The sequence below is a fragment of the Actinomycetota bacterium genome (assembly GCA_014360645.1).
Lineage (GTDB): Bacteria > Actinomycetota > Geothermincolia > Geothermincolales > RBG-13-55-18 > Solincola_B.
Genome location: JACIXD010000012.1, coordinates 94,032 through 119,454, shown reverse-complemented (window position 1 = coordinate 119,454; position 25,423 = coordinate 94,032). Strand labels below are relative to the sequence as shown.

The 25,423-nt window shown below is 65.9% G+C and carries 19 protein-coding genes and 1 other RNA gene; 6 read left to right on the top strand and 14 right to left on the bottom strand.

Features of this window, described 5'->3' with window-relative positions; translation table 11 throughout:
* The 3 genes from H5T74_11410 to H5T74_11400 form a co-directional block, all read right to left on the bottom strand.
* Nucleotides 1-197: hypothetical protein (locus H5T74_11410; protein ID MBC7230981.1), on the bottom strand; the 197-nt coding region annotated here is incomplete at its 3' end.
* Nucleotides 198-725: 528 nt separating this feature from the next.
* Nucleotides 726-1,229 (bottom strand): nitroreductase, encoded by a 504-nt coding sequence (locus H5T74_11405; GenBank protein MBC7230980.1) that lies wholly within the window; start codon nucleotides 1,227-1,229, stop codon nucleotides 726-728.
* Between the two features lie 236 nt (nucleotides 1,230-1,465).
* On the bottom strand, nucleotides 1,466-5,959 hold the full coding sequence (locus tag H5T74_11400; protein ID MBC7230979.1) for a HEAT repeat domain-containing protein: 4,494 nt from the start codon (nucleotides 5,957-5,959) through the stop codon (nucleotides 1,466-1,468).
* Nucleotides 5,960-6,500: 541 nt separating this feature from the next.
* Between H5T74_11400 and H5T74_11395 the strand changes: the two genes are divergently transcribed.
* Nucleotides 6,501-7,157 (top strand): DivIVA domain-containing protein, encoded by a 657-nt coding sequence (locus H5T74_11395; protein ID MBC7230978.1) that lies wholly within the window; start codon nucleotides 6,501-6,503, stop codon nucleotides 7,155-7,157.
* Nucleotides 7,158-7,642: 485 nt separating this feature from the next.
* Here the strand turns inward: H5T74_11395 and H5T74_11390 are convergent, their stop codons facing one another.
* Nucleotides 7,643-8,482 (bottom strand): SDR family NAD(P)-dependent oxidoreductase, encoded by an 840-nt coding sequence (locus H5T74_11390; GenBank protein ID MBC7230977.1) that lies wholly within the window; start codon nucleotides 8,480-8,482, stop codon nucleotides 7,643-7,645.
* A 226-nt stretch (nucleotides 8,483-8,708) separates the two neighbouring features.
* On the opposite strand from H5T74_11390, the gene H5T74_11385 reads away from it, so the two are divergent.
* Complete coding sequence (locus H5T74_11385; protein MBC7230976.1) at nucleotides 8,709-10,667, top strand: hypothetical protein; 1,959 nt, start codon at nucleotides 8,709-8,711, stop codon at nucleotides 10,665-10,667.
* A gap of 260 nt (nucleotides 10,668-10,927) precedes the next feature.
* Here the strand turns inward: H5T74_11385 and H5T74_11380 are convergent, their stop codons facing one another.
* Together H5T74_11380 and H5T74_11375 are read right to left on the bottom strand one after the other, a co-directional pair.
* The gene (locus H5T74_11380) at nucleotides 10,928-11,410 is read right to left on the bottom strand and encodes a PaaI family thioesterase (protein MBC7230975.1); all 483 of its coding nucleotides are present in this window, start codon (nucleotides 11,408-11,410) and stop codon (nucleotides 10,928-10,930) included.
* A gap of 415 nt (nucleotides 11,411-11,825) precedes the next feature.
* On the bottom strand, nucleotides 11,826-12,851 hold the full coding sequence (locus tag H5T74_11375; GenBank protein MBC7230974.1) for a ketopantoate reductase family protein: 1,026 nt from the start codon (nucleotides 12,849-12,851) through the stop codon (nucleotides 11,826-11,828).
* Between the two features lie 279 nt (nucleotides 12,852-13,130).
* On the opposite strand from H5T74_11375, the gene H5T74_11370 reads away from it, so the two are divergent.
* Both H5T74_11370 and H5T74_11365 read left to right on the top strand, forming a co-directional pair.
* Nucleotides 13,131-14,306 (top strand): MFS transporter, encoded by a 1,176-nt coding sequence (locus H5T74_11370; protein ID MBC7230973.1) that lies wholly within the window; start codon nucleotides 13,131-13,133, stop codon nucleotides 14,304-14,306.
* A 289-nt stretch (nucleotides 14,307-14,595) separates the two neighbouring features.
* Complete coding sequence (locus H5T74_11365) at nucleotides 14,596-14,763, top strand: alpha/beta hydrolase (GenBank protein MBC7230972.1); 168 nt, start codon at nucleotides 14,596-14,598, stop codon at nucleotides 14,761-14,763.
* A 90-nt stretch (nucleotides 14,764-14,853) separates the two neighbouring features.
* Here the strand turns inward: H5T74_11365 and H5T74_11360 are convergent, their stop codons facing one another.
* Together H5T74_11360 and H5T74_11355 are read right to left on the bottom strand one after the other, a co-directional pair.
* Nucleotides 14,854-16,053 carry a PD-(D/E)XK nuclease family protein gene (locus tag H5T74_11360; protein MBC7230971.1) on the bottom strand — a complete coding sequence of 400 codons (1,200 nt, stop codon included), beginning with the start codon at nucleotides 16,051-16,053 and terminating at the stop codon, nucleotides 14,854-14,856.
* Nucleotides 16,054-16,418: 365 nt separating this feature from the next.
* Entirely contained in the window at nucleotides 16,419-17,036 is a 618-nt protein-coding gene (locus H5T74_11355; protein MBC7230970.1) for a phage holin family protein, read from the bottom strand.
* 537 nt (nucleotides 17,037-17,573) lie between these two features.
* Between H5T74_11355 and H5T74_11350 the strand changes: the two genes are divergently transcribed.
* Nucleotides 17,574-17,993 carry a hypothetical protein gene (locus H5T74_11350; GenBank protein ID MBC7230969.1) on the top strand — a complete coding sequence of 140 codons (420 nt, stop codon included), beginning with the start codon at nucleotides 17,574-17,576 and terminating at the stop codon, nucleotides 17,991-17,993.
* 31 nt (nucleotides 17,994-18,024) lie between these two features.
* On the opposite strand, the gene H5T74_11345 is transcribed toward H5T74_11350, so the two are convergent.
* The 6 genes from H5T74_11345 to H5T74_11320 all read right to left on the bottom strand — a co-directional run bounded on the left by H5T74_11345 (nucleotide 18,025) and on the right by H5T74_11320 (nucleotide 23,511).
* Nucleotides 18,025-19,377: a hypothetical protein gene (locus tag H5T74_11345; protein ID MBC7230968.1), complete on the bottom strand. Its 1,353-nt coding sequence runs from the start codon at nucleotides 19,375-19,377 to the stop codon at nucleotides 18,025-18,027.
* 398 nt (nucleotides 19,378-19,775) lie between these two features.
* Entirely contained in the window at nucleotides 19,776-20,003 is a 228-nt protein-coding gene (locus H5T74_11340) for a hypothetical protein (GenBank protein ID MBC7230967.1), read from the bottom strand.
* A 235-nt stretch (nucleotides 20,004-20,238) separates the two neighbouring features.
* The gene (locus tag H5T74_11335) at nucleotides 20,239-21,282 is read right to left on the bottom strand and encodes a hypothetical protein (GenBank protein ID MBC7230966.1); all 1,044 of its coding nucleotides are present in this window, start codon (nucleotides 21,280-21,282) and stop codon (nucleotides 20,239-20,241) included.
* Between the two features lie 57 nt (nucleotides 21,283-21,339).
* An RNA gene (gene rnpB, locus H5T74_11330) (RNase P RNA component class A) lies at nucleotides 21,340-21,726 on the bottom strand.
* A 195-nt stretch (nucleotides 21,727-21,921) separates the two neighbouring features.
* Nucleotides 21,922-22,203, bottom strand: a complete 282-nt coding sequence (locus H5T74_11325; protein MBC7230965.1) for a hypothetical protein — start codon at nucleotides 22,201-22,203, stop codon at nucleotides 21,922-21,924.
* A gap of 339 nt (nucleotides 22,204-22,542) precedes the next feature.
* Nucleotides 22,543-23,511 (bottom strand): amidohydrolase, encoded by a 969-nt coding sequence (locus tag H5T74_11320; protein MBC7230964.1) that lies wholly within the window; start codon nucleotides 23,509-23,511, stop codon nucleotides 22,543-22,545.
* Between the two features lie 521 nt (nucleotides 23,512-24,032).
* Between H5T74_11320 and H5T74_11315 the strand changes: the two genes are divergently transcribed.
* Complete coding sequence (locus H5T74_11315; protein MBC7230963.1) at nucleotides 24,033-25,304, top strand: hypothetical protein; 1,272 nt, start codon at nucleotides 24,033-24,035, stop codon at nucleotides 25,302-25,304.
* The last annotated feature ends 119 nt before the right edge of the window (nucleotides 25,305-25,423 follow it).

The following is a 25,423-nucleotide window of genomic DNA, read 5'->3' as shown; positions in this document are numbered from 1 at the left end:
AGCACCCCGATCACGCTGCCCAGGGTCATCCAGGGCAGGGAGCGGGCCAGGGCGGGGCCGTAGGCCAGGCACACCCCGAAGGAGACCAGCGCCACCCAGTAGGCCTTGGCGCCCAAATAGTCGAAAAGCCAGATCCAGAAGAATGCCACCACGGCCAGGACGACCGCGAGGATGGCGTTGCGCGCCATCTTGTTCATCGCTATCCCCCCCCCCAGAAAAACGCAGGTTTGCACCGAACCGCCGGCCGTACGCGGGACGCGGCGTGACCGGCCCCGTGATGCGTAAGGCATCATCTCCTCATAGAATCCCCCCGCTTTTGTGATGTGCCATGAGCGACCCGTCGGAAGCCGTTTACCGGCAATACCCCCGTCGAATGTCAACTCAGAAACCCTGGTTGTATAGGTATTATATAACGGAGCCGACGAAGATGTCATTTATTTTACGATTTCGTAACATCGCCGCCGCTCTCGTCCTCCGGCCGGTCTCCCGGTTTTCCTTCCCAGAAAACGCCTGCCTTGGCGATAGGACATCTCCACCCACCCCGCGCTCCCCTCAGGAGCCGGGGCTCCCGTTCATGGAGGAATCTTCCTCGGTGGGGACGCGGGGCATGGACGGCGGGGACGGCATCAGCATGAGGTCAGGCGGGATTCGCGGCGGGAAAACCGCCGAGGTGCAAGGCCTTCTATCCATGCACGGGGCGGCGCTCCGTCCCGCGGGCTGTCCAGTCAGAAGCGCCTGAGCACCAGTTCGGGCAGGGGTTTGCGACTTCCGGTACCCGGTTCCTCCGAGGGATGTCCCACAGCCAACACCGCCATGAGCTCGCAATCCGCGGGCATCTCCAGTATTTGCCTTACCCTTTCCTTCTCCTTGAGTATCTCCCCCAGCCACACCGCGCCCAGTCCGCGGGCGTGGGCCGCCAGGAGGACGTTCTGGATGAAGGCCCCGACGGCCATGAGGTCCTTGTCACGGTCATAGGATGCGCCGTGGTCCAGGAACACCGCCACCAGCAGTGGCGCGCTCCTGACCGTGGAGGCGTATCGCGTACACCCGGCGAGTTCCTCCGCCTTGCCGCGGTCCTCCACCACCGCCACGCGCCAGGGCTGGTTGTTCAGCCCTGAGGGCGCCCAACGCCCGGCTTCGAGCAGCGCTGCGACGTCCTCGTCCGCCACGCGTTCCTCTTTGAACCTGCGCACGCTGCGCCTGGTAAGGATAGCCCTTTCCACCTCCATTCCCCGCCACCTCGTCTTTCCGCGACCGGCAGCCGGCCGGCCATGCCGGATATCCGGGGTTGGTCCTCGCGCCTGCTTTCCGGTGCAGACGCCCCACCGCCCTCATTCCCCACGCGACCTTTTCCGCGCTCATCTTCCCGCGGCGGGCGACCTCCGGAGCCTCGCACGGAGTCCACAGCCCGGGGGCCCGGTGCGGCGGCGAGGAATAGGCGTGGCGGCTCCCGAGATAAGGGGGGTCATTCCTCCTTCAAGCCACGGAGGAGTTCTTCCAGCTCCCTGGCACTTCTCATCTCGTCGAGCAGCCACCGCGCCTCCTCCCTGACCTCGGGATCCGCGTCACTCGCCCTTTCCTCCAGGAGAGGCACCGCCGCGTCCCCGCAGGTCAGGACCTTGTCCCACTGCCGCGTGGCGATGAGGTAAGCAGCTCTCTCGCTATCGCTCTCCGGCTTCCAGCCCAGCCTGGCAAGCACCTCCGCCGCCCTGGCCCTCACCTCCGCTTCCTCATCGTGCAGCGCCCGCGCGAGGCCATCGGCGCTAGTGGGATCGCCGATCTTTCCGAGCGCCCAGACGGCTTTCTTGCGCACCTCAGTGCTGCGGTCACCCAGGGCTGCGAGCAGTCCCTCGGCTCCGCGCCGGTCGCCGATGAGCCCGAGCAGGGTGGCGGCCTGCCTGCGCACGCCCGCATCCTCGTCGGCGAGCGCCTTTGCCAGCGGTGCCACCGCCTCTTCCCCCGCTTCCATCACCGCGGCCCAGTCGCGTTCCGCGATGGACCGCTCCACGCCCGAGGCGACCTCCGCCGCCTGCGGGGCGGCGGCAACGGCCTCCTCCCGCGGGGGCACGGGCGCGGGGGCGGCCCCGGCCTCGAGCGAGGGAACGGCCTCCGCGGGGGCGGGCATCTCCGGGGCAGCCTCTGCGGCCACCACCTCCTCGACTTCCTCCGCAACCGCCGGCGCGGCCTCCTCCGCGGCCTCCGCCGCTATCTCCTCCGCGGCCATCTCCTCCGCCGCCTGCGGGGCGGCGGCAACGGCCTCCTCCCGCGGGGGCACGGGCGCGGGGGCGGCCCCGGCCTCGAGCGAGGGAACGGCCTCCGCGGGGGCGGGCATCTCCGGGGCAGCCTCTGCGGCCACCACCTCCTCGACTTCCTCCGCAACCGCCGGCGCGGCCTCCTCCGCGGCCTCCGCCGCTATCTCCTCCGCGGCCATCTCCTCCGCCGCCTGCGGGGCGGCGGCAACGGCCTCCTCGGCACCCACTGCGGCTTCCCATCCGAGCACGCGCAGGGCTTCCCGCGCGGCATCGCGCACCCTCTGGTCCTCGTCCTCCAGCGCTCTCACCAGCGGGTCGACGGCGGCCTCGTCTCCCAGCTTTCCGAGCGCCCAGGCGGCCTTTTCGCGCACCGCCGCCTCGATATCCCCCAGGGTCAGGATGAGGGTATCCAGACCCCTGGAGTCCCCGATCTCACCCAATCCCCAGGCGGCCTTCAGCCTGGTCTCGCCGTCCCCCGTGAGCAGGGCGTCGATGAGGGTATCCACCGCCATGTCTCCCAGTCCCGCCAGGCGGTCCCATTGGCGCTCCGCTAAGAGATCGCGGACCTCTTCCGCTTCCTCGGGAGGCGACCAACCAAGTTTTTCCAGCACCAGCAGAGCCACTCTCCGCACGTCCTCGTCGGTATCCCTGAGCGCCTCTTCCAGCGCACCTGTGGCCCTCTCGTCTCCGATCTCCCCCAGTGCCCAGGCCGCCTTCCGCCTCATCTCGGCATCATCGTCCTTGAGCGCCGCGGTCAGCGGAAGGGTGGCCTCCCGGTCGCCGATCACCCCCAACGCCCATGCGGCGCCGCGTCGAACGGAGCTGTCGGGATCCCCGAGCAGGGGTATGAGCGCACCGCAGGCGCGGCTGTCTCTGATCACCCCCAGCGCCCATGCGGCGCCGCGCCTGGTATCCGGGCTCTCATCATCCAGGGCCGCTATCAGTTGGTCGAGCGCCTGCGGTCCCATGGCCGCGAGCCTCTCCCATTCGCCCAGCGCCACCAGCCTCTGCGCCTCGTCGAACCCGGCTTCCTCCACGGTCACCGCGGCTTCCTCCGGCACCGCCAGCGCGACCTCCTCCTCTTCTACGGCCTCGGCCGCGGACGCTTCCTCCGCCGGGACCTGGGGTGCCAGTTCCTCCATGGCCTTGAGCACCGAGGCCGCCACCTCCTCCACCGCGGGAGCTTCGGCGGCGACCTTCTCCTCTTCTACGGCCTCGGCCGCGGGCACTTCCTCCGCCGGGACCTGGGGTGCCAGTTCCTCCATGGCCTTGAGCACCGAGGCCGCCACCTCCTCCACCGCGGGAGCTTCGGCGGCGACCTTCTCCTCTTCTACGGCCTCGGCCGCGGGCACTTCCTCCGCCGGTATGCTTTCCAGCGGCACTTCCAGCGCCGGAGGAAGATCCATGATCAGGGGCGCCTCTTCTCCCGCTGCCTCCACGCCACCCGCGACCGTCTCGGGATATGAAGCCTCGACAGCTGCGGCCAGCTCCTCCGAGGGCTTCCAGCCCAGGCGGGTGAGGATGGATATGGCGAGCTGGCGCACCCCGGCTTCCTCGTCATGCAGCGCGTTCTGCAGGGCCTCTACGGCGGGCTTGCCTATCTTTTCCAGTGCATTGGCGGCCCTGCCCCTGACCTTCTCCTCCTCGTCCCGCAGGGCCCTGATGAGAGGGGCTATGGCGCGGATATCCCGTATCTCCCCGAGCACGCGCGCCGTCTCCCGGCGCAGCTCCGGGTCCCTGGACTGCAAAGCCTCCACGAGGGAATCAACGGCGGGGCTGCCGATCTTTTTCAAGGCACCCGCCGCATTGACCCTCACGTCCCGCTCCGGGTCGCCTAGGCTACCGACCAGCGCATCGATGGCCCTGACGCTGCCCAGCACGCCCAGCGCCCAGGCCGACCTGCTCCTGATCTCCTGGTCCCTGTCCTCCAAGGCCTGGATGAGCGGCTCTACCGCCGCCTCACCCAGCTCCGTCACCTTGTTCCACTCCCGCTGAGCGATGTAAAGGGCCGCTTTTTCCTCCTCTTCGTCGAGCCTCGGCCCTGCGCCGCCGGGCGCCATGATTGTGAGCTCGATCTCCCCGGACGCTGACGTCGTTCCCGGGAGCACGCGAGCCTCCAGCTCTTCCTCGCCGCCGGTCACCGCCGCCGGGGCCTCCTCCTCGACGTAAGCCGCCGGCGGTCTCTCCCCCTCTTCTCCCGACGCGATCTTCGCCAGGATCTCCTCCACCGCCTCGCGGATCTCCTCATCCGCCAGGGCCGCGTTGAGCGCCTCCGAAGCCGCCTCTCCGATCTCCGCCAGCGCCCAGGCGGCGCCGCGGCGCACCTCTTCGTCCCCGTCCTTGAGGGCGGCTACAAGCGGGCTTATGGCCTCCCTGTCCCCGATGACGCCCAGCGCCCAAGCCGCACCGCGGCGCACCTCCGCTTCGGCGGATGAGAGCTCGCGCAATAGCGGGGTGACGGCAGGTTCGCCGATCCTGCCCAGCGCCCAGGCGGCAACGCGCCTCACGTCTTCGTCCTCGTCCTTGAGGGCTCCCACCAGGGGCTCTACGGCCCTTGCGCCCCCGACTTCCCCCAGTGCGAGGGCGGCGTTCCTGCGCACGAACCAGTCCTTGTTCTCGAGTGCCCGCAGCAACACGTCCACCGCCCGGGCATCTGCGTATTCCTTGAGCAGCAGCACCGCTTCCCGGCGCACGTCCTCGTCCTCGTCATCCAGCAGGTGGAAGATGGCCTCCGGAGCCACCTTGCCCTTTTCCCTTAACGCAGCCGCCACCTGCCTCCTTACCTCCCAGCCCTCTCCCTTGAGCGCCGCAAGCAGCGGGCGCAGGGCCTCCTTGCCCAGGGCGGCGATCTCCTCCCAGCGCCGATTGGCCAGGAAGAATTGCATCTTCTCGGAATCCTCCTCGGGTCTCCACCCCAGCCTGTCCAGGACCAGGGCGGCGATCCTCCGCAGCCCTTCGTCGCCCTCCTTGAGATATCTGCGCAATCCGTAGACGGCCTTCTTGCTGCCGATGCTGACCAAGGCAGCTCCGATGTCCCGCCGCAGGCCCTCATCCGCCTCCTCCATGGCGGCCAGCAGCGCATCGACTGCGGCCTCGTCCTTGATGATCCCCAGCGCCGTGGCTGCGTCCCTGCGCGCCCCCGGATCTTCCTCCGAAAGTGAATTGATGAGCATCCTGACCGCGGAGGGGCCGATCTTCTCCAGCGCCCAGGCGGCTCCCCAGCGCACGTTGTCATCCTCGTCCCTGAGCGCCTGCACCAGCGGCCTTACCGCCCGGATGTCTCCGATGGACCCGAGCACCAACGCCACCTTGGTCTTCGCTTCCCCCGACTCCGTCCTCAAGGCCTGGATGAGGGAATCCACCACCGTCTTTCCCATCTTCTCCAGCGCCCAGGCGGCCTTCCAGCGCACATCACCGTCCTCGTCGTTGAGGACCTGTATGAGGGGGCGGGCGGCGGGTTTACCGATCTCTCCCAGCGCCCAGGCGGCACCCCAGCGCACATCCTCGTCCTCATCCCGCAAGGCCTCTATCAATGCGGCTACCGCGCGTGCCCGCTTCAGCTTACCCAGGGCAAGGGCGGCATTGACGCGCAGGTTGACGTTCTCGTTCTTCAGCGCGTGGATGAGGCCGTTGACATCTTTCTTGGCCTCCATCTTCTCGATGTTCGGCTTTCCGAATCTCGACTTCGACAACCTAAAGGCGCCCAACTGTGCTCTCCCCTCTTCTTCACGCCGCCGCGGAATCCTGCAACCCCGCGTGCTGAACGGCATACCGCCTCAACGTACCGTAACTGAGCATGTCGATTCCGTCCGGAATCGCCCGGTCCCTGAGTGTGATTCCCGCGTTTTAGCAGTTAAAACCCTGTATAACGCATCTATACTACTCTCTATTATATATCCAGGCGTGTCAAGCCTGCCCCGGGCGCGCCACGCTCTCGACGGGAGGCCTCGCTGGAGCCGTTTTCTCAACAAAGGCGGGCCACGGTGGATTCCCCGCGAGCAGGGGAGCGCCGCCTCCGCTCGCACACGGCCTCCGGCGCAACAAAGGAAGAGGGACCGAAGGGGTAGAAATAGTTGAAAAGTCCAGGTACGTCCCGGCTGCGGGACATCCGTTCCCGCGGTATCGCAAAGAGGCAAAAAAGCTGCTATAGTAGCAGAAAAATGCAGAAGGCAGTAGTATTTGATGGGTGAGGTGGAGAGAGGCTGCCCGCAACGTGGACTGGGCTTGTAACTGAAGGAGGAGATGGCAATGGCGATAAGCCCGATGGACATTCATCTTAAGGAGTTCGGCACCGTGGGCTCCGGGGGCTACGACAAGGAAGAGGTCGACGCCTTTCTGGACGTTATCGCCGACGACTTGGAGAAGCTGATCAACAGGAACAAGCAGCTCGAGGAGGCCGTGGCAGGGATGGAGCGCAAGGTCGCCCAGTTCGATGAGATGCAGAAGACACTGCAGACGGCCTTGATGAACGCCCAGAAGAGCGCGGGCAACATCCTCCAGGAAGCACGCAGCCAGGCGGCGGCGATCATCAAGAAAGCCCAGGAAAGAAGCGACCGCATCCTCGAGGACCTCGAGCGCGAGAAATCCCACATCCTCTCCTCCTTCTCCACCATCAGGGATCAGATCGTGCAGCAGATAGCCCCCATGCGGGAACTGCTGCTCAAGAGCCAGAGCCTGCTCATCGAATACGAGGAATATGCCACTAAGGCCGACCTTGCGGCGGCCGCGGAATCATCCGAGGGCGAGAAAGAGGCCGCCGCGGAGGAGGTTCCGGCATCCGAGCCGGCGGTCAAGGCGGAAGAACCTGCGGCGGTAGAGGAAGCTGCAGGGGAGGAGGAGGCGCCCGCCGAAGAGGCGGTGGCCGAGGCGCCGGCGGAGGAAAAAGGAAAGTACGTCTGGGAATAGAGGCCTCTGTGAAGGCGGGCGCGGGAGATGCGCCCGCCTTTTTCTATTTGCGCATGAGGCTGCAAGGAGGGCACGGCGAGACCGCCGGGGCCGGCGTGAGGCGGCGTTACACGGGGAGATATCATCTTCCGCCATCTCGGCGGACACCAGAGCTACGAAGCGCTGCGACCCCTTACCCCCGTGATAAGGGGTCGAGTCTGCCGCTTCTAGACCCCGGCCGAACTCCTGGCTCCCTGAGGGCGGGCGGACCGGTGAGGCCGCCGGTCCTGGACCTGAACGATGAAGGTCGGGGGTAATCGCAGACACACCCTCACCTCACCCCACCGGCATCGTACGCGGCACCTGAGCTCGATGGCCTACGGACCTGCCTGAGCCATATCCCGCCGAACCTCGGCATGCTTGTCCCGCCCGTTGCATTCACACGGGATAAGGCAAAGAAGAACGTGGGGTCGGGCTTGCGGGCGAGCCCTGGAAGACGATGAGGCCTACAGGTATTTCAAGAACATCTTCACCGCGCGCGCGAAGAGGGCATCGTTGATCCGGCGGTTGAGGCGGTGCAGCCAGTCCCCGAGATAGGTCTCGGGACAGACGGGGACCACGCCCCGGTTCTTCTCCACGGCCTTCACCGCCGCCGCCGCCACCCGGTCCGGGGTGTAATGGCGGCGCCGGTAGATGCGGACGATCTTCTCCTGGAGCTCTCGGGGCGCGGAGCGTTCGGTCCTCGATACCAGCTTCGCGGCCCGGGTGATGGGGGTATCGACCACGCCGGGGCAGACGGTCGAGACCCCGATGCCGTGCAGGGCCGCCTCCGCGCGCAGGGTCTCCGAGAACCCCACCACGGCGTACTTGGTGCAGCAATAAGCGGTCAGGAAGGGAAGCGGGGCAAGACCAGCCCCGGAGGCGGTGTTGACGATATGCCCACCCCCGCCCTGGGCGATCATGCGCGGGTAGAAGAAGTGGCAGCCGTGGATGACGCCCCAGAGGTTGACCCCCACTATCCAACGCCAGTCGTCGAGGGTGACGTCCTCGAAAAGCCCTCCCACCGCCACCCCGGCGTTGTTGCAGAGCACGTCCACCCGGCCGAACTCTGCGTAGACCTCCTCACACCAGCTTTCCACCTGCCCCGGGTCCGAGACGTCCACCACTCGGTGGTGCACATCCGCTCCCATCCTCTCGAGTTCCCCCCGCAAGTCCAGCAGACCCTTTTCGTCGATGTCCGCGACGGCCAGGCGTGCCCCCCTCCTCGCGAATGCCAGCGCCATCTCTTTACCTATGCCGCTGGCCGCCCCGGTGACCACCACCGCCTTGCCGCGTAGATCGCGCATTCCAACCGCCTCCCCGTTTTCCCTTCCGTGCCTTGCACTCCATGATAACCCGATCGCCCCCTGCCGCCCACTGGGGGGTGATAAAACCACCGGGTTCCATTAAAATCGCCCTATGGGCCACCGGGAGGGGGTGAAGCCGTCGGGCACGCACCCCTTATCCTGCTCGAGTAGGGGCCGACGCGGCTTGATGCGCAGGCGGCAAATGAAGAGAGGGAGTGAGCGGGAGATGAAAGTGAAAGGACCGTCGCTTGTTTCGTTGTTTGTGCTGCTCCTGGCCAGCCTGTTAATGGGCTTCCATCTCTTTCCGGGGAGCGCGCACGCTGCGCCCCTTCCCGAGGTCTACAAGGCGGCCGTGGACGCCAACGGGGGGGACGTGGCGCCGGGAGACATCATCAACTACTTCATCACCATGGTAAACCTCGGCGACACCGCCATCGCCGACACCGCGGGCAACGAGCTCGAGGACCCCATACCCGCCAACACCCTCTATGTGCCGATCTCCGCCCGGGTGGTCCAGGGAGGAGGAACCGTTGCCTACGATTTTGCCAACACCAGGGTGACCTGGAATGGAAGTATCCAGCCGGGCGCCGCGAACGCGGTGGTGATCTCCTTCAGCGTGGCGCTGTCCGACACCCTCTCTCCGGGGTCGGAGGTGGCCAACCAGGGGGACTTGCACTGGGACGCCGACGGCGACGGCGTCAAGGAGAGCGTCGAGCCCTCCGACGACCCGCGTACCCTCCAGGTAGATGACGACCCCACGCGGGTGGTGGTGGGACAGTCGTTGGGCAATGTGTCCGCCTGGAAGACGGCCGCGGACCCCAACGGAGGCTCGCTCCTGCCGGGAGAGGACATCCGCTACGACCTCATACTGGGGAACGCCAATCCGGCGGCTCTGCAGGCGCGCCTGCAGGACCCCATACCCGCGCACACCTCCTACGTAGCGGACAGCGCACGGGCGCTGGACATCAACGGGGAACCCGTGGGCGAGATCTCCTACCAGGCCGCCACCGGGCTCCTGTCCTGGAACGGGGAGATGGCCGCCACCAGCTTCGTCTTCATCTCCTTCCGGGTCAGGGTGGACGCCGGGATACCGGGAGGCACGGTCATCTCCAACCAGGGTACTTTGCGATATGATTCCGACGGCGACGGCAGCCCGGACAAGGAGATGGTCACCGACGACCCCAGGACGGCAGACCCCGACGACCCCACCCTGATCACCGTCGCCTCGCAGACCTTGCAGACGTGGTACCTCGCTGAGGGCTCCACGGACGGAGGCATGGAGACCTGGCTGCTGGTGCAGAACCCCGGACAGCAGGCGGTGCACGTGAATATCGTGCTGCAGACGGGAGGGGGACCGGTGGTGAAACCGGACCTCACCAACGTGGAGATCCCGGCCGCCTCCAGGCGCAGCTTCAATCTCGGGAGCTTCACCACCGATTACGACCTCTCCACGCGGGTGGACTGCCTGGACGGCGAGGTGATCTGCGAGAGGGCCATGTACGGAAACGGCAGGACCTGGGCTCACGACTCCATCGGGGTAACCTCGCCCTCCGCCACCTGGTACCTGGCCGAGGGCTCCACCGGCGGGGACATGGAGACCTTCGTGCTCATCCAGAACCCGGGCACGGAGGCGGCCACGGTGAACGTGAGCTTCCAGACCGACAGCGCGGAGGTCGAGCCCGCCGAGCTGCAGGGAGTGGGCATCGCTGCGGGGACCCGGCGCACCTTCAAGGTCAACGATTTCGTGCCCGACAGCTACAACGTCTCCACCCGGGTGGAGGCCACCAGCGGCGAGGTGATCTGCGAGAGGGCCATGTACGGAAACGGCAGGACCTGGGCTCACGACTCCATCGGGGTAACCTCGCCCTCCGCCACCTGGTACCTGGCCGAGGGCTCCACCGGCGGGGACATGGAGACCTTCGTGCTCATCCAGAACCCGGGCACGGAGGCGGCCACGGTGAACGTGAGCTTCCAGACCGACAGCGCGGAGGTCGAGCCCGCCGAGCTGCAGGGAGTGGGCATCGCTGCGGGGACCCGGCGCACCTTCAAGGTCAACGATTTCGTGCCCGACAGCTACAACGTCTCCACCCGGGTGGAGGCCACCAGCGGCGAGGTGATCTGCGAGAGGGCCATGTACGGAAACGGCAGGACCTGGGCTCACGACTCCATCGGTCATACGCGGTGAGCGCTCGTGCATGCGACCGCGCGGCAGGTTTCCGCTTTTACCGGAAGGGCCGAGAAGGCGGTGCCCGCCTGAGCCTGTGACCGAGGCTTCAGCGAGGGATCGCGGAAACATGCGTGTGTCGGATCCCGACCCGGGGCAATAACCCCTCGCCGCTCGCCGCGGAGCCGGCAGGTCGACCCGCGCCTCACGGGTACCGGATGAGTGATGATCGCGAAGGCGCCGCCGCGGGATGAGCGGGGTTCCCGTCTCCAGGCTCGAGATCAGCCCTGCTTCAGTCGCTCGTCCACAGGATCCCTGGCGTCGCGCACCTGGTTCACGCCGCGCCGGATTACGAAGGTGGTGGTCATGCCCGCCGCCACCAGGTTGCCCTCCTCGTCCCTGACCTCCGCCTGGCCCACGCCCGTGAAGCGCCCTTTGTGCAAGGCCCTCCCCTCACCGTAGAGCACTCCCTCCTTGACGTTGGAGATGTAGTTGATGCGCTGGTCGAGGGTGACCGCCGCCTCGTCCGGCTCCAGGAGGGTGCCCACGGCTATGGAGCAGGAGGAGTCCAGGAGCGCCGCGATCACTCCGCCGTGCAGGATGCCGTAGAGGTTCTTCAGCTCGTCCTTCACCGGGAGCCGAAGTCTCGCCCGGCCCTCGCCCGCTTCCACCACCTCCATGCCCAGATGGCGGTAGAAGGGGGATTCGTTGAGCAGCTTGAATATCCTCTCCTTTATCTCCTCCCGGCTCAGTTCCTCGCCCATGTGAAGCGACCCTCCTTGGTTCCCGGCCCGTTATTACCAAAATATGCTATTGTACTGTCTTTTTTCTTTCTTTCCTTCCCATACAGACCTCTGCGGTTCGGGCCTCTCCCGACCCGCTGGACCCGGCTCGCCTCCTTCGATGGCGCCGGCACCGATTCCCGGCGAAAGCCGCACCTCGATCATCTCCAGGTTGTCGAAACTCAGCGGATACCTGCCCGCCTCTATGCCCCGGATGATCTCTGTCACCCTGTTGTTCACCGGGGTGGGGACTCCCGCCTCCGTCAGATTATCTCCTGCAGGGGGCGCACCTCGATCATCTCCAGGTTGTCGAAACTCAGCGGGTACCTGCCCGCCTCTATGCCCCGGATGATCTCTGTCACCCTGTTGTTCACCGGGGTGGGGACTCCCGCCTCCGTCAGATTATCTCCTGCAGGGGGCGCACCTCGATCATCTCCAGGTTGTCGAAACTCAGCGGGTACCTGCCCGCCTCTATGCCCCGGATGATCTCTGTCACCCTGTTGTTCACCGGGGTGGGGACTCCCGCCTCCGCCGCCTTCGCCTCGAGGTACCCGTTGAGGGTCTCCACCTCGCAGGGGACGCCCTTCCTCAGGTCCTGGAGCATGGAAGCCACCTGCTCGCGTGAGCGCTCGTAGACCATGCGGATGACGTTCACGGCGTTCTCCTCGCTCTCCCGGATCACGTCGATGATGAAGTTCGGGTCCACGCCCTTGATGGGCTGCATGGTGATCCCCAACGCCCTGGCGGTGAGCAGGGTCTCCACCATGATGGATATGGCCGCCACCGTGGCTTTGTCGTTGTCCAGGATGTCCCCGTAGGTACAGTTGAGGGCGCTGCTCAGTCCGCTCATGGAAACGTTGACCATGAGCTTGGTCCAGCGCGTTCCCACCAGGTTGTCGGTGATCTCCGCCTTGCCCGCGTGGTCCAGTATCCTTTTCACCGCCCGGATGCGATCGGTCATGGATCCGTCCATCTCCCCGATATCGTAGGTCATCTCCTCGGGCGCGTAAGTGAGCTCGGAGACGCCGGGACCGATGAATGTCGCGCCCCATCCGATGGCGCCCCCAAGGGTCCTCTCCCTGCCCACCACCGACGCCACCTTCTCCTCAGGCACCCCGTTCTGCAGGGTGATGACCATGCTGTCCTTGCCGAGATGGGGAACGATCTCCGGCAACGCGCTGTCATCATACACCGTCTTGACCAGGTAGATCACCAGGTCGTAGGTCCCCTCCATGCCCCCTGGAGTGACGGCGCGGACGGGCACGGTGAGGTCCATGTGCCCGACGATCCTGGCTCCCTTCTCGTTCAGGGCCTCGACATGGGGCTCGTTGACGTCCACCAGCACGATGTCCTCGCCCGCTCTGGCGATCAGGGCCCCGATGATGGTGCCCATGGCTCCGGCCCCCACCAGTGCTATCCTCATCTTTTTACCTCCTGCTCTCCTGAAAAAGGCGGCTCTCTCCGCCCCGTCTTCAGCTGCCCTGCCGCGGGCTCTCTTCCCCGCATATCACCCTCCTCCGACATTATAACCCCCACCGTCCCCCGCGGGCGGCACGGGACCGCACGGCGGCACGAGATTGACCCCCGGACGGCGCTTGCCCGAGAATAGGTAGAACGCGCCGATCTCCGCGCCCGGGTCCCCGGTGCGCCGTTGTGGGGTGCGGCCTGGAGAGGAAAAAGCGTGAGGGGAAGGGAATAGAGCATGACAAGCAATACCGCCCGCGCGGACGAGAGGCTCTTCAGACGGGATTTCGTGGCCGTCTGCCTCGTCAACATGCTGGCATTTTTTTCTATCTATCTCGTCATCCCCATCCTCCCCGTGTTCTTGGAGGAACGCGGCTACTCCAACGCCCTGGTGGGCGCGATAATGTCCATGGCCACCGTAGCCGCACTCCTTCGCCCCCTCTTCGGACGCATCGCGGACCTGAAGGGACGAAAGGCCGCCCTGCTCTCCGGGACCTTCGTACTGGGTGCCTCCACCTTCCTCTACGCCGCCTTCTCCACCGCCCTCCCGCTCCTCGTCATCCGCTTTCTGAACGGCCTGGGGCTGGCGGCCTTCCACACTGCGGCCTACGCCGTGGTCAGCGACCTCGCGCCCGCCACGCGGCGCCTGCAGGCCATCGCCTTCTTCTACATCTCCGTGGACGTGACCATCGCCGCAGCCCCCGTGGTCGCCAGGACCATGGAGAGTGCCCTGGGGTTCACGCCTGTTTACATCCTCGCGTCATGCCTGGCCGTCCTGGCCTTTTTCTCCTCCCTTCTGTTGCGTGAGACCCGCGGCGCGGAGGAGCGCGCTGCGCGGGAAAAGCACCGCGTCAGGCTCACCCCGCTGCAGAGGACCGTCTTCCTCACCACCATGGGGTTCACCCTCACCTTCGGGACCCTCCAGACCTTTATCGTCCTCTCCTCGCAGAAAAAAGGCCTGGAGCAGGGAGAGCTCTTTTTCACCGTGTTCGCGGTGACCCTCATCGTCTTCCGGCTCGGGGTGGGAAGGCGCGCCGACTACTGGGAGCGGAGGAGCCTCATCCTGGCCTCCGCGGCGGTCACTCTCGCCGGCCTGGCAATACTTTCCTTTGCAGGCAGCATGTTCCATCTATTGTTGGGAAGCTTCCTCTATGCTCTGGGCTTCGCGTACCTACCCACCACCCTCTCGGCCCTCCTGCTCGACCACACCGACGCCGCGGATCGCGGGGCGGCCCTGGGGATCTTCATGGCGGTGTTCGATCTGGGCATCGGGTTGGGAGGCATAGCCCTCGGACCCCTCGCGGATCTCTGGGGATATACCGCCATGTACCTCAGCGGGGGCGCGCTGGCCTGCGTATGCCTGGCTCTCTTCGCGGCACGCACCGCCTCGTTGCGTGAGAGGATGCCGCGTTGAAAGGGACTCATCGCCATTGCGACCCGGCGCGTGGCACGGCCGGGAGGCCGCGGGAAGGATATCGCCGGTCGCGAAAGGGTATGAACGGCAGCCCGGTGGTATCCTCTTTAGTATGGGGTTTGTACGGTACGAAACGGGAAAAAGCCGTGGGGGATCTCCCCAGTCCCGGAGTGAAAGCGAGGTGAAATGCATTACCGAGAGGATTTCGCGAAGGTCAACGGCACCGACATATACTACCGTGAATACGGCGAGGGTGAGCCCCTGCTCCTGATAATGGGCCTCAGCGCCAATGATCATCACCGGCAGCGAGGACGTCCTCATACCCCCCGAGAACTCGCGCATCCTCGCCGAGGCCATCCCCGAATGCAGGCTGGTGATCATCGAGGGCGCGGGCCACGCCCTCCAGTTGATGTTCCCCCGCGAGGTGGCAAAGGAAGTGGTGGACTTCCTCTCCTGAGCGAAGACCCGGCCGATACTCCACCCGCTTCAGGCAGCCTTAAGGGCTATTTCAAAGATGACGCCCACCGGCTTCCTGGTCGCACCGCCCTCACTCCTCGCGCCTGTCCTGTACAAAACGCAGGGTGGCCGCCTCCTCCCAGGAAAGCATGGCCTCGAGGCGAGAGGCCCGGTCAGGTCCAAGCTTTCCGCTCCCCAGGAGGGAACCGAGCCTGCGGGGATTGATCGCGCTCGCCTCCTCCCAGGCCCCCCATTCCCGCAGCAGGCCTTCGATTTCGTCCCTCGCGGCGCTCCCGGCAGGCGGCAGCTTGGGCTGCCTGGAACGCGTTATCTTGAGCACGCCGGAACTGCCGCGCAGGTTGTCCGCCCCGTGAAAGGTCGCGAACTCCAGGATCTCCCCCCGAAGGGCCGCCAGCTTCCCCTCCGCCTCCCTTTTCCTCTCCGCCCAGAAAGCGAACTCGTCCACCAACTGCACGCCGTGGTCCGTTCCCAGCTCCCTGGCGGGCATTTCCGCGACCATGAAGATGTGTTTCCTCTTGGGGCAGTGTTCCTGGAACTCACACCAGTCGCATAGTACGCTCTCCCGGGGCGGGAACTCCTCCTCCGCCTCGATCCTGCGCACCAGCTCGGCGGCCTCCGCGGCTATCCTCTCCAGGTCGGCTCTCTCCCTGCGCAGGCGCAGCTCACGGTCGAAGACCAGGTAGTGCCATACGAGCTCTACCTCCACCGCGTCAGGAAAAGCTTCCTCCACCGCCAGCTGGTAGAGGCTGAGCTGGCGGTCCTCCTCTATCTCCCGGGCGATTGGGAGGGTACCGGAGGTCTTGTAATCATGGATCTCGTACCTGCCGCCCTCCAGGCTGTCCAGGCGGTCCAGAACCCCGGTGAAGGAGATGGTCGCGCCTTCCCTGTCGCGGATGGGGATGTTCACCTTGCGCTCCAGCCACACCGCGACCCCTGCGCGGAAGGGATGATAACGGCGGTAGTAATCGCGCAGGCAGCGCAGGCCTGTTTCGCGGTAGTCCTCGGCGCCGTATTCCCCGCTGACCACGAAGATCCCCTTATCGTATCCGGCATCCCAGCGCTCCAGGTAATAACGGATGAGCTCATCCTCGCCGGGAAGGCGCGACATCCTGAGGTCGCGGTAGAGCTTTTCCAACGCGGCATGCACCGTGGACCCCATGAAAGCCTCGATGCTCCTCCGACCCGTCTTCACCCTCTCGATATACTGCAGGCGGTATTTATACGGACACTTCTCGAAGGTCTCCAGCTGGCTGTGGGAGTAAACGGTCATTGTCCATCACCACCTCTCTATCTTTGGAACCAGATTACCAGTTGGCGGTGACAGATGCTCCGGTTGTGAACCAGGCGCGCCGGCAACGCCCCGAGAAAGCAAATATATAAACATAAAGTATACATTAATATTAGAAAAAGGGGTCACACCTCTCTCAAACCGGTTTATAAACCGGCTTAGCCTGGCGGAACCGGGGGCCTTCAGGGCGGCCTTTCGCCTCCGGCTTGAATGGCCATGATTATAAGCATTAATCTAAAGTATAGCTATATATTTGAACAGGGAGCTTTCTTCCTTAACCGTCGAACATACCCGGCATACAGCGAAAAGGCCGGTTTCCCGGCCTTTTCGACGCTCTCCCCGGGTATCTATGCCTCGGCAAGCGACTCCAGCTTTGCCAGCTTCCTCGCCCTGTGGATCTTGATCGCCTTCCTGGTCATCCCTTTGATCACCCGGTAACCTACATAAGCCCCGACAACGTATGGAGCATATTTCATGGCCTCTTGCAACAGCTCCTGGGCCTGCTTCTGGCGTTCCCTGGCCTCCTGCAGCGCGGCCTCCTGCAGCTCTTCTACCGCCGTCTTTATCTCCTCGCCGGTCTCTTTGAGCGGCTGCACCACCTCCGTACCCATCCTGGGGAGCTCCTTCGCTCCCTTGCGCGCGATGCCCACGCCGATAGCGGCGATGACCCCTCCCAGGAACAGCGAGCCCGCGACCACGATGAGCGCGGAAAGCCAGAGGCGGTCCAGCGCGATGTTCACCAGGAGTATCACCACGGCGATGATGTAGACGGAGGCCACGGCGATCACCGTCAACCCGAAAAGGGTGATCCCCACGCCGATGCCCACGCGCGTCCCGGCTTCCTTGGCCCTGTCGCGTAAAGCCGCCCCTTCCGGTCCGCGGAGCCGTTCTAGCTGTTCGCGTATCCTTCCGCTCACCTCCACCATGCTCTGCAGCCGCTGCCTCATCTCTTGGAGCTTACTCACCCAACCATCCTCCTTTCTCCCCCGGGAAGCCGTGGAAACCGTAGTTTCCCACCGGAGAAGACCGCGCAACAGCTTCCCGCAAAGCCCCTCCCGTAGAATCGATAGCCGCCAGATGCCGTAGTCGCGCTCATTATATACCAGACGTTTCCGCTCGTACCAAGCATTTCTTCTCCACCGCCACCGGCCTTACCTCCCCCGTTCCGGCTCCGACACCTCCACGCCTCTCTTCACGCCCGCGGGAGTGCTCGAGGGGCAAGCCGGAATGGGGATCTCGGCTTTTCTCTTCACGCCCGCGGGGGACGCAGGTCGACCGATAGCCCCGCGGGCCGGAGGTAGTCTCTCTCTATCTCTTCGCGCCCGCGGGGGACGCAGCCTTCCCCGACGGCGGGGACGCCGATGAGGCTTGTCGCTCCAGACATTGATGAGGGCGTGGACGGCGAAAAAGCCGGCGGCGGGGATACCGCCGGGCAAAGCCGAGGTTGCTCCGGGACGCCGTCGCGCGGTCCGGTTTGCCTTGCCCTCCTTTAGGAGTATACTTTGCTTATGCCACAGGCCAACTGGATAATCTTTCTGCACTTTCTGTTGTTGTGGGGCAGCGTGATAACCGGTCTAGCCTCGCAATGGCGCATCCCCCTGCCCCTTGCCGCGGCCCTGCCCCTGGGATCCATGATCTGGTTGCTGGGGGTCCTCTATAACCTGAGTACGCTGCGGCGGCACCGCCTGAGGCCGGAATCCCACCGCACCGCCTTACAGAAGCGCATCTACCAGAGGATCGCCGCGCGGACGTTTATGAACCTGGGGGTGACCGTGGCCTCCCGGTCCTGGCTGACCCTGATGGTGACCGCGCTGCTCATACCCCTGTACGCCAACGCGGCGCGGCGGAGGCAGCAATACCTCGACTACCTGCGCACCGGCATGATGAGCGACGCCTTTCCTCACCGCATATCGCGGCGTTGAAAAACCCGGCACCGCCCCGCTCCCGGACCCCTCACGCTCCGCACGCGTCCGCGGCCTGCGGCCAGAAACGCGCCATCATCTCCAGGGCCAGCGCCGGCCAGCAGAAATCACGTATCCTCCTGCCCTCGCCGCTGCGGGAGTCGTAATATTCGTAGAAACCCTCCCGCAACACCATGCGCACCACGCGGCGCGTGAGTTCCCTGGCCTCGTCGAGATAACCGTATTCCGCCAGGCCTATGGAGAGCATCCAGGAGAAGTTCACCCACACGCAGTGCCCGGACCACAGGTGACGGTCCACCCACGGGCCGGCACCGGCGATCTCTGCCTCGGGGTTGAAGGGGACCGGGTACGGCGTCCAGAAACCCTCCTCGTCCAGCAGGTGGCCCTCGATCATCCTCCGCGCGCGTTCACGCGTGCACAGGCCGGTGAAGAGGGGGAGGAGCGAGGCCGCGGTGCGCCGGCTGGCCTTGCGCGGGCGCCGATAGCCGAAACGGGGAAAATAGCAACCCCTGCGCTCGTCCCAGCATAAGGCGTCCAGCGCCCGCATGATCTCGCCGGCTCTCCTGCCGTACTCGCCCTCCTCCCGCCTCCTGCCCAGTTCTCCCGCCAGGAAGGCCATGCTGCGGCATGCCCGTGCGGCGATGGAGTTAACGGTGAGGTCCTCGCAAACGAAACGGTCCGCGGCCGCCAGCCTGCGCGGCTTCCAGCCCAGGGTACGGTTGAAGACATAGAGCAGGGTGGGGCACAACTCGGCGCGCATGGCGCTGGTGTGGCCGCGGTCCCTCAACCCCAAGGCCTGGAAGAACTGCGGCGAGAGGTCGGTGCCCGTCTCCCAGGGGTGGAAAACGGCGACGAGGCCGTCTCCCCGCAGTCTCCGTGACCGCAGGAGGTAGTCCAAACATCGCCGCAGCGGATGCCATATGCGCTTCAGCCAGGCGGTGTCGCCACACCGCCGATAGACCATCTCCACGGCGTAATGGTAGATGGGGGGATCGATCATGAAGGAAGCGCCCCTGCCGTCGAACTCCCACTTCACCAGGCGCGTCTCGAGCCCCCTCAGCCAGCGGTGTGACCCGCGGTTGGGGAGCAGGACCTCGTGGGGGAGGTGCCCGTCGGAGCTCACCTGGCGCATGAGGGTCTCCAGCTCGCGCCGCGCCCTGGAAGAGTCGAGGACGGACATGGCGGCGGCATGGAAACCGCTGTCCCAGGCGAAAAGGGAGGGGTAATGGAGATGGGAGGGCATGTGGTAATAGATATCTCCCTGCTCCACCTCGTTTAAGGCGAAGACGCGCCGCGATTCCCTTTCCAGCTCTTCCCAGTCACGGCGCTCGAGGAGGCCGCCGTCCCGCGGCTTCGCATCATGTCCCGTAGTCGCCTTCTCCATCGCTTCCTCTCGCCGCGCCGTGATCCTCCGTGGCGGTCCGCTATCGCATCCTCTCCCGGTTATTGATTCGGCGCGTCTGGGGACGAGGTAAAGCGCCGGCGGCGCCAAGGCGCGGCGCGGCATTACGACGCGGGGGACAGGCGGGAACGAAAACACGCCTCCTGGTCGACGGCGGGCGGTCGCGGGCGGCATGCCGGATCGGGACGCGCCTTGTAGGGCGGGGGCGAGGACGGCGCTGCGGCGCGGCACGGGCTCTTCAGGTCTTGAGGCTCCCGAGGAGCTCCCCGTGACAGGCCGCTTACCCGCAGAACGCCCGGCGCGAAGGAATCCCAGGCCGGATCACGCCAGCGGGGTATCGGCGCTCACGAGACCTCGGAGTCCATGCCCCCGCCGGTTCCTCATGCGTGCGGCGGCTTCTGGTAGGCTGGTACCCCGTACACCTTCTCGTAGGCCCGGCACCAGGGGCACACCTTCAGCCTGGACTCCATCTTCACCATCCAGTAGAAGAAGCCCCGGCCTTTCTCCCTGCCCAGTTTGCATACCGTGCACTTGTTCATGCACATGTCCGCCCGCTTGCGCGTCTTCTCGTCCACCTGCGGGTTCTGCGATGACGCCTTCTCGACCATCGTCGCTCCTTTCCCATCTCGCGCGTCAACCGCTCACGGGCACCGGCACCGGCCGCGCCCCGCCCTCGTCAGGAGCGCACGTCCCCTCGCCCTTCCGGAGGGGACGGTGCGGCTCCGCGTGATCACGGGCACGCATGGCCTCTTCTTGTCCGGCATCCCCGGCCTTACCCCGCGGAAGCCGCGGCGGCCCCATCTCTTCTCCAGCACACCGCTCCGGGGGGATGAGGGCGTCCCCTCACGAAGAGACCTCCAACCTCACCAGCACCGTCCCCTTCTCCGGGACCTCCCAGGTGAAACGCCTGCCCTCCCCCCTGTAGGCCGCCGCCACCATTCCGGCGACCATGGGGGCGTTGAAGGCGTTCCGCACCAGGATTCCGCTCCTCAGCTCCTCCTCTCCGGGGTCCTCCCGCTCGGGGACCCCGAAACCCCGCAGCTTCATGAAGGCGAGGTCGGAGAGGAAGGAGCCGGGATGCTCGGATGCCAGGCGGGAGTAGAAATCGGCGGTGAACTCGTGGACCAGGCGGGGGATCTCCTCCCCGATCTCCCTCTCCAGCTCCCGCAGCACGGAGTTGACCCCCTCCACGTTGATGTAGATGACCCACTCTCCCGTCCTGCGGTCGATGATCTTCCCCTGCTCAAGGTCCCAGCGGAAATCCCCTATGCCGCGCGGCACCCCGCATCTCGCGCAGCGCTCGTGACCGGCCTGCGCCGGCACCTCCGGGGTCTTCTCCAGCTCCAGGCGCTCCTCCACGGGAAGGCTCTCGTCCACGTAGAGCTCGCAATACCATGCCTCGCCTATGTTCCCGTAAACCGGACGGGCGCGCTTTCTCTCCAGGCTCTCGAAGGCCCCGCAAACGTCCCCCACGAAGAGGACGGGGTGATAGACGGGCAATGCCCTGCCGATGAACCTCTTCCCCGTCCGGTAGGCGAGGAGCTGCGCCTTGGCCAGCCCGATGGTGGCCGCCTGGCGTATCATCACCAGGTAACCCAGCCTGCGCAGGGGCCCCATCCTCACCACCCGGCCGGCGAAGCCCGCCAGCACGTCGTCCACGTAGAGCTTGGCGTCTCGCCGCTTGGCGTCGATGAGGATGTGGTCTATGGGGATGCCCAGGGCCTCCTCGATCCTTTCCAGCACCCCCGCGAAAGCGTCCCGCTCGATCATGATCGCCCTCGCCGCGCCCATACGGCTTTCCAGGATGCCGTCCTCCCTCCAGCGATGCACGAAAGCGATGCGCCTGGGAACCCCGCAAGCCGGACAACCCTTGAATGAAGCAAACATCCTCGCACCCCCTCGGTCACCGACCCACCGTAAGTATCGCCCAGAAAGCGAAGATGATGAGGGAGCCGGCCTGTAAGCCGGATTCTGTACCCGGGACGAGCCGGGCGGTGGTCATCCATCTAGGACCGCCGTTGCCGGCGGCCTCCAGCGGCCTACCCGAGCCTCAAGCGCCGCGGGCCACGGCATCGGCTCCTATTTGGCCTTGCTCCGGGAGGGGTTTACCAAGCCAGTCCCGTCACCGGGGCTGCTGGTGGGCTCTTACCCCACCTTTTCACCCTTGCCTGCCGGCGCCGCATGCGTCCAAGCGCCGGCCGGCGGTCTCCCTTTCTGTGGCACTTTCCGTCGGGTCACCCCGCCTGGGCGTTACCCAGCTCCCTGCCCTGTGGAGTCCGGACTTTCCTCGTGCGCGCCCCGGGGCGCGCCCGCGACCACCCGGCCGACTCCCTCTAGAGGATTATCCCGTGATACCGGCGGCACCGTCAACTTCCGTGCGCCCCGCCAAGGAAGCCGGCCCTCGTGCCGGCGTCCCTCGCCCTGCGGCCTTCCACGCGGGAGCGGGCCATGAAAGCCGGCTGAACCCCCCTCAGGCGTCCCCGCAGCCCCGGCGCGGGGGAAAGGCCGTTCCCCGCCCGCACGGGATCAGCCGCGCTGTTTCCTCTCCTCCTCCTCGGCCATCTCGATGAACTGGGCCCAGTTCTCGCTCATCCTGGCCTCGCTCTCGAAACGGCCCATGGGGGTGATGACCGGACGCGGACCGTTTCCGTCCCATTCCTTTTCCGCGGGCTCGAAGGAATGTCCCGTGACCTTGCCCTCCTCGTCGAAATGGAACCATACCTTCTGGGCGGGGTTCTCGTCCGGGGAGAGGAAGGCCTTCATGGTGAACAGGTGCTGGGTCTTGAGGTAATCGCGTACCGCCGACATCGCTCACCTCCTTACACGACATGGACTACAGCAACACCTCCAGGGCACCAGGAAAAATATATCATAGCGGGAGGAAGGGGACTTTCCGGAGGTAAGGGGCGCGCGCTCCCGACCTTGCTCTTCTCCGCGGACGATGCCGGGGATAAGCGGTCCGCCTTCGCAGGGAAAGCGGGGACATGCAAAATGCGAGTGGCCGCGATGTTTCTCCTCCCGGCCTCTCCCCGGGAAAGATCCCTTCCCCCGAGGCGGCTTCTTCCTTTCTTCGCCTCCCCAGGATCCCCTTCTCCCGGGGATCGCCCCCGAGCTGGGTCCGGCACGCCGCTCACCGCGGCCTCGAGGTCAGCCCGTGGTCCCCGGGAGGCGCGCCGCAAGGTCGGGCCCACCGCAGAGGGAGACGAGGCGGCAGACGGTCCCGAAGAGCAGCTGCTCCTCCACCCGGCGCGGAAAGGAGAAGAAACGCAGGTCCTCCAGAAGCGCGGGATGATAGCCGAAGCCCGCGGGGAAGTCCGTGCCGTACATGATGCGCTCTGGGAAGTCCTCGAAAAGCCGGTAGAAAAAGGCGTGGTTCTTCTCCACCGCTTCCACCTCGAGGCTGGAGGCCAAGGGGGGCAGATCCTCGCGGCCTCCGCGCAGCTCCTCGTACATGCGCATGCAGGAGATGGTGTTGGTCATGTCCAGCCAGAAATTAGGATATTCTTCCAACCACCTGTAGGCGAGCTCGAAACGCGGGAAGAGCGAGTGCACCGCCACCACCTGCATGCGGGGGAAGTCGCGTATGGTCTTTTCCATGGCCTCCAGGTCCATGTACATGCCGTAGAAATCGTCGAAGCCGGTGTGCACCAGCAAGGGTTTTCCATGCTCTTCCAGCACCTCGAAGAGGGGACGCATCTCGGGAACGAAGGCCGGGAACCTCTGGGCGAAGGGGTGCAGCTTCATGCCCAGAAACCCGTATTCCTCGAGACAGCGGCGGGTCTCCCTCTCCTTGTCGGGGGTGTCGATGTGCAGAGAACCGAAGGGGATGGCCTCCTCTATGCCCGCGCACAGATCGCGGTTGAAGCGGTTGAGATCGGCGGTCTCCTCCTCCCAGAGGGGAAAGATAAGGTTGAAGAAGAAGGGGATCTCGGAAGCGCGCAGGTCCGACAGGATCTCCTCCCCGGAGATGTCCTCGCTGACGGGAAACCCCGGCGTGAAGCCCTTCACCCAGCGTATGAGTCCGCGCATGCGCCGCGGCGGCAGGATATGCACGTGGGGGTCCACCCAGGGGATGCCGTCCCCATTCTTCCTCGTCTTGCCGCTCTCCCATCTCATGCGGGTTCTCCTTCCTTTCTCCCGCCACCTGACCACACGGCCCCGGCTTCCGTAAGCAAGATTATATCCCAGGACCGTTTTCGCCCGTATTCCCGCCGTTTCCCTGTTTACACGCATGGCCTCTCTGCTAGGATAGGCATAGACGGGCGAGGGGAAGCTCGCCCCGCCTCACATAGGAGGTCTAGAGCGGAGGATGGGCCGTGGTGAAGCGGTGGACCACGGCGAGGAGGCGCTCTCGGTCTCGCGGTATCCGGTCGTCGCGGGTACGCTGAGGCCTGCCCCCGGCATCCCGCGCGCGGCCCGCGGCCGTCCCGGGGTCGGGAACCCCGGCTCCCTCCCGGAGCTCAACATGGGCAGGGCGGCTCAGGGCCGGGGAGAAGAAGGCGGCGGGCACGGGAGCGTGACGCTCCCGGGGACACGGGCCGCATGCGCATGAGCGCGTGGCGGAGCGGCTGCCTCGACCTGCCGGGTTGCGGAGCCGCCGCGAAAGCGCAGGGTCTGCATCGAGCGAGGAGTTGTTCATGAAGGCAGGGAAAACCGGTGGGGACACGGATCTGAACCGGACGCCCCGCCACTCGCGGAGATCGTCGAGACGGTCTCTCCGCGCGGCGCAGGCGCTGTCCGCCGCCGCGCTGCTGGCCGCCCTGCTGGCCGCCCTGCTCGCCGCAGGCTGCGGCGGACAGGGGGGGCCCCGCGACCTTGAGGAGATGCTTTTATCAAGGGCGGGAGCCATTGACACCCTCCGCTACACCTGCGTGACCGAGGACGGCGAGCGTCTCTACCGCGAGGAGTTCGAGCTGGCCTTCCCCGACCGCTACCGATACCGCCTCTACGAGCAGGCCGAAGGTTCGCCCCGGCTGGTGAGGGTCGCGGAGCAGCGCGGCGATGCCTTCTTCAGCGCGCGCGCCGCCTACGGCGATTCGGGAGAGCTGGAGAAGGTGGAAAGCGAGGCCGTAACGTGCGTACCTGCCCTGCGCAACGGCGGCCGGTACCTCGGTCTCTACCACCTGGTGGGGAACGCCGACTTCTTCTATTCCCTTCTCTCGCTCCTGGAGGGGGGCAGCCTGGAGGCGGCGGGCGGGGAGGACCTCGACGGCGCTCCCGCCTGGCGCCTGGATTCCGCCTCCGGGCTTACCCCGCGCATGCAACTATGGCTCGATGCCGGCACCGGCCTTCCGCTGCGGAAAGACCTCTACCTCGGCCAGGAACGCAAGGTGGTCTTCCGCTTCCAGGGATACGAGGAGGGTTTCGATTACCGGGATTCGCCCTTCCCGCCCGATATGCGATCGCTGTTCGGGTACAGCGGCGATGCCGCCCACTCGGTCGCGAGCGACGGGGGTTGCCGGCAGCTCGACCTCCCGGATGCCGCGGCGGTGGTCGGCTTCGAGCCTCTCGTCCCCGTACTGGAGGGCTTCGAGCTTGCGGGCGCGCGGTGGCGCGACCCCACGGTTTCCCTTTCCTCCCAGGAAGGGCAGTCCATCCGATTCCCGGAGGGCTTTCGCGAGCTGTACCTGCTCTACCGGGCCGGGACACGCCAGGTGGAGGTGAGAGAAAGCCCTTACGACCCGGAATTCGGATACTACACCATGGGCCTGGGCACGCTCACCGGGGCCTACCTGGCCCAGCAGGAGGTGTTCGAGGAGGAGGAAGGGAGCGCCCTCTACACCGCGGCCCTCGACTGCCAGGAGATGCACCTCGTGGCCGGAAACCTGGAGATAACCGTGACCGGGGACCTCTCCCGCGACGGCTTCGCCGCCCTCGCGGCCCAGCTGACCGAGCTCGCTTCACCCTGACGTCCGCGGCACCTCCCGGGGGTTCCGGCACGCGGCGACGCGGCCCCGAATCACCGCCGGGCATCGCCTGCGAAGACCGGTCTCCGCGACGTCATCCTTAGCGCCATATCCGGTCGCGC

Coding starts and splice junctions, on each gene's coding strand:
- H5T74_11405 (MBC7230980.1), bottom strand. CDS start 1,229: ATGGAGGTGGAAAGGGCTATCCTTACCAGGCGCAGCGTGCGCAGGTTC.
- H5T74_11395 (MBC7230978.1), top strand. CDS start 6,501: ATGGCGATAAGCCCGATGGACATTCATCTTAAGGAGTTCGGCACCGTG.
- H5T74_11390 (MBC7230977.1), bottom strand. CDS start 8,482: ATGCGCGATCTACGCGGCAAGGCGGTGGTGGTCACCGGGGCGGCCAGC.
- H5T74_11385 (MBC7230976.1), top strand. CDS start 8,709: ATGAAAGTGAAAGGACCGTCGCTTGTTTCGTTGTTTGTGCTGCTCCTG.
- H5T74_11380 (MBC7230975.1), bottom strand. CDS start 11,410: ATGGGCGAGGAACTGAGCCGGGAGGAGATAAAGGAGAGGATATTCAAG.
- H5T74_11375 (MBC7230974.1), bottom strand. CDS start 12,851: ATGAGGATAGCACTGGTGGGGGCCGGAGCCATGGGCACCATCATCGGG.
- H5T74_11370 (MBC7230973.1), top strand. CDS start 13,131: ATGACAAGCAATACCGCCCGCGCGGACGAGAGGCTCTTCAGACGGGAT.
- H5T74_11365 (MBC7230972.1), top strand. CDS start 14,596: ATGATCATCACCGGCAGCGAGGACGTCCTCATACCCCCCGAGAACTCG.
- H5T74_11360 (MBC7230971.1), bottom strand. CDS start 16,053: ATGACCGTTTACTCCCACAGCCAGCTGGAGACCTTCGAGAAGTGTCCG.
- H5T74_11345 (MBC7230968.1), bottom strand. CDS start 19,377: ATGGAGAAGGCGACTACGGGACATGATGCGAAGCCGCGGGACGGCGGC.
- H5T74_11340 (MBC7230967.1), bottom strand. CDS start 20,003: ATGGTCGAGAAGGCGTCATCGCAGAACCCGCAGGTGGACGAGAAGACG.
- H5T74_11335 (MBC7230966.1), bottom strand. CDS start 21,282: ATGTTTGCTTCATTCAAGGGTTGTCCGGCTTGCGGGGTTCCCAGGCGC.
- H5T74_11325 (MBC7230965.1), bottom strand. CDS start 22,203: ATGTCGGCGGTACGCGATTACCTCAAGACCCAGCACCTGTTCACCATG.
- H5T74_11320 (MBC7230964.1), bottom strand. CDS start 23,511: ATGAGATGGGAGAGCGGCAAGACGAGGAAGAATGGGGACGGCATCCCC.
- H5T74_11315 (MBC7230963.1), top strand. CDS start 24,033: ATGAAGGCAGGGAAAACCGGTGGGGACACGGATCTGAACCGGACGCCC.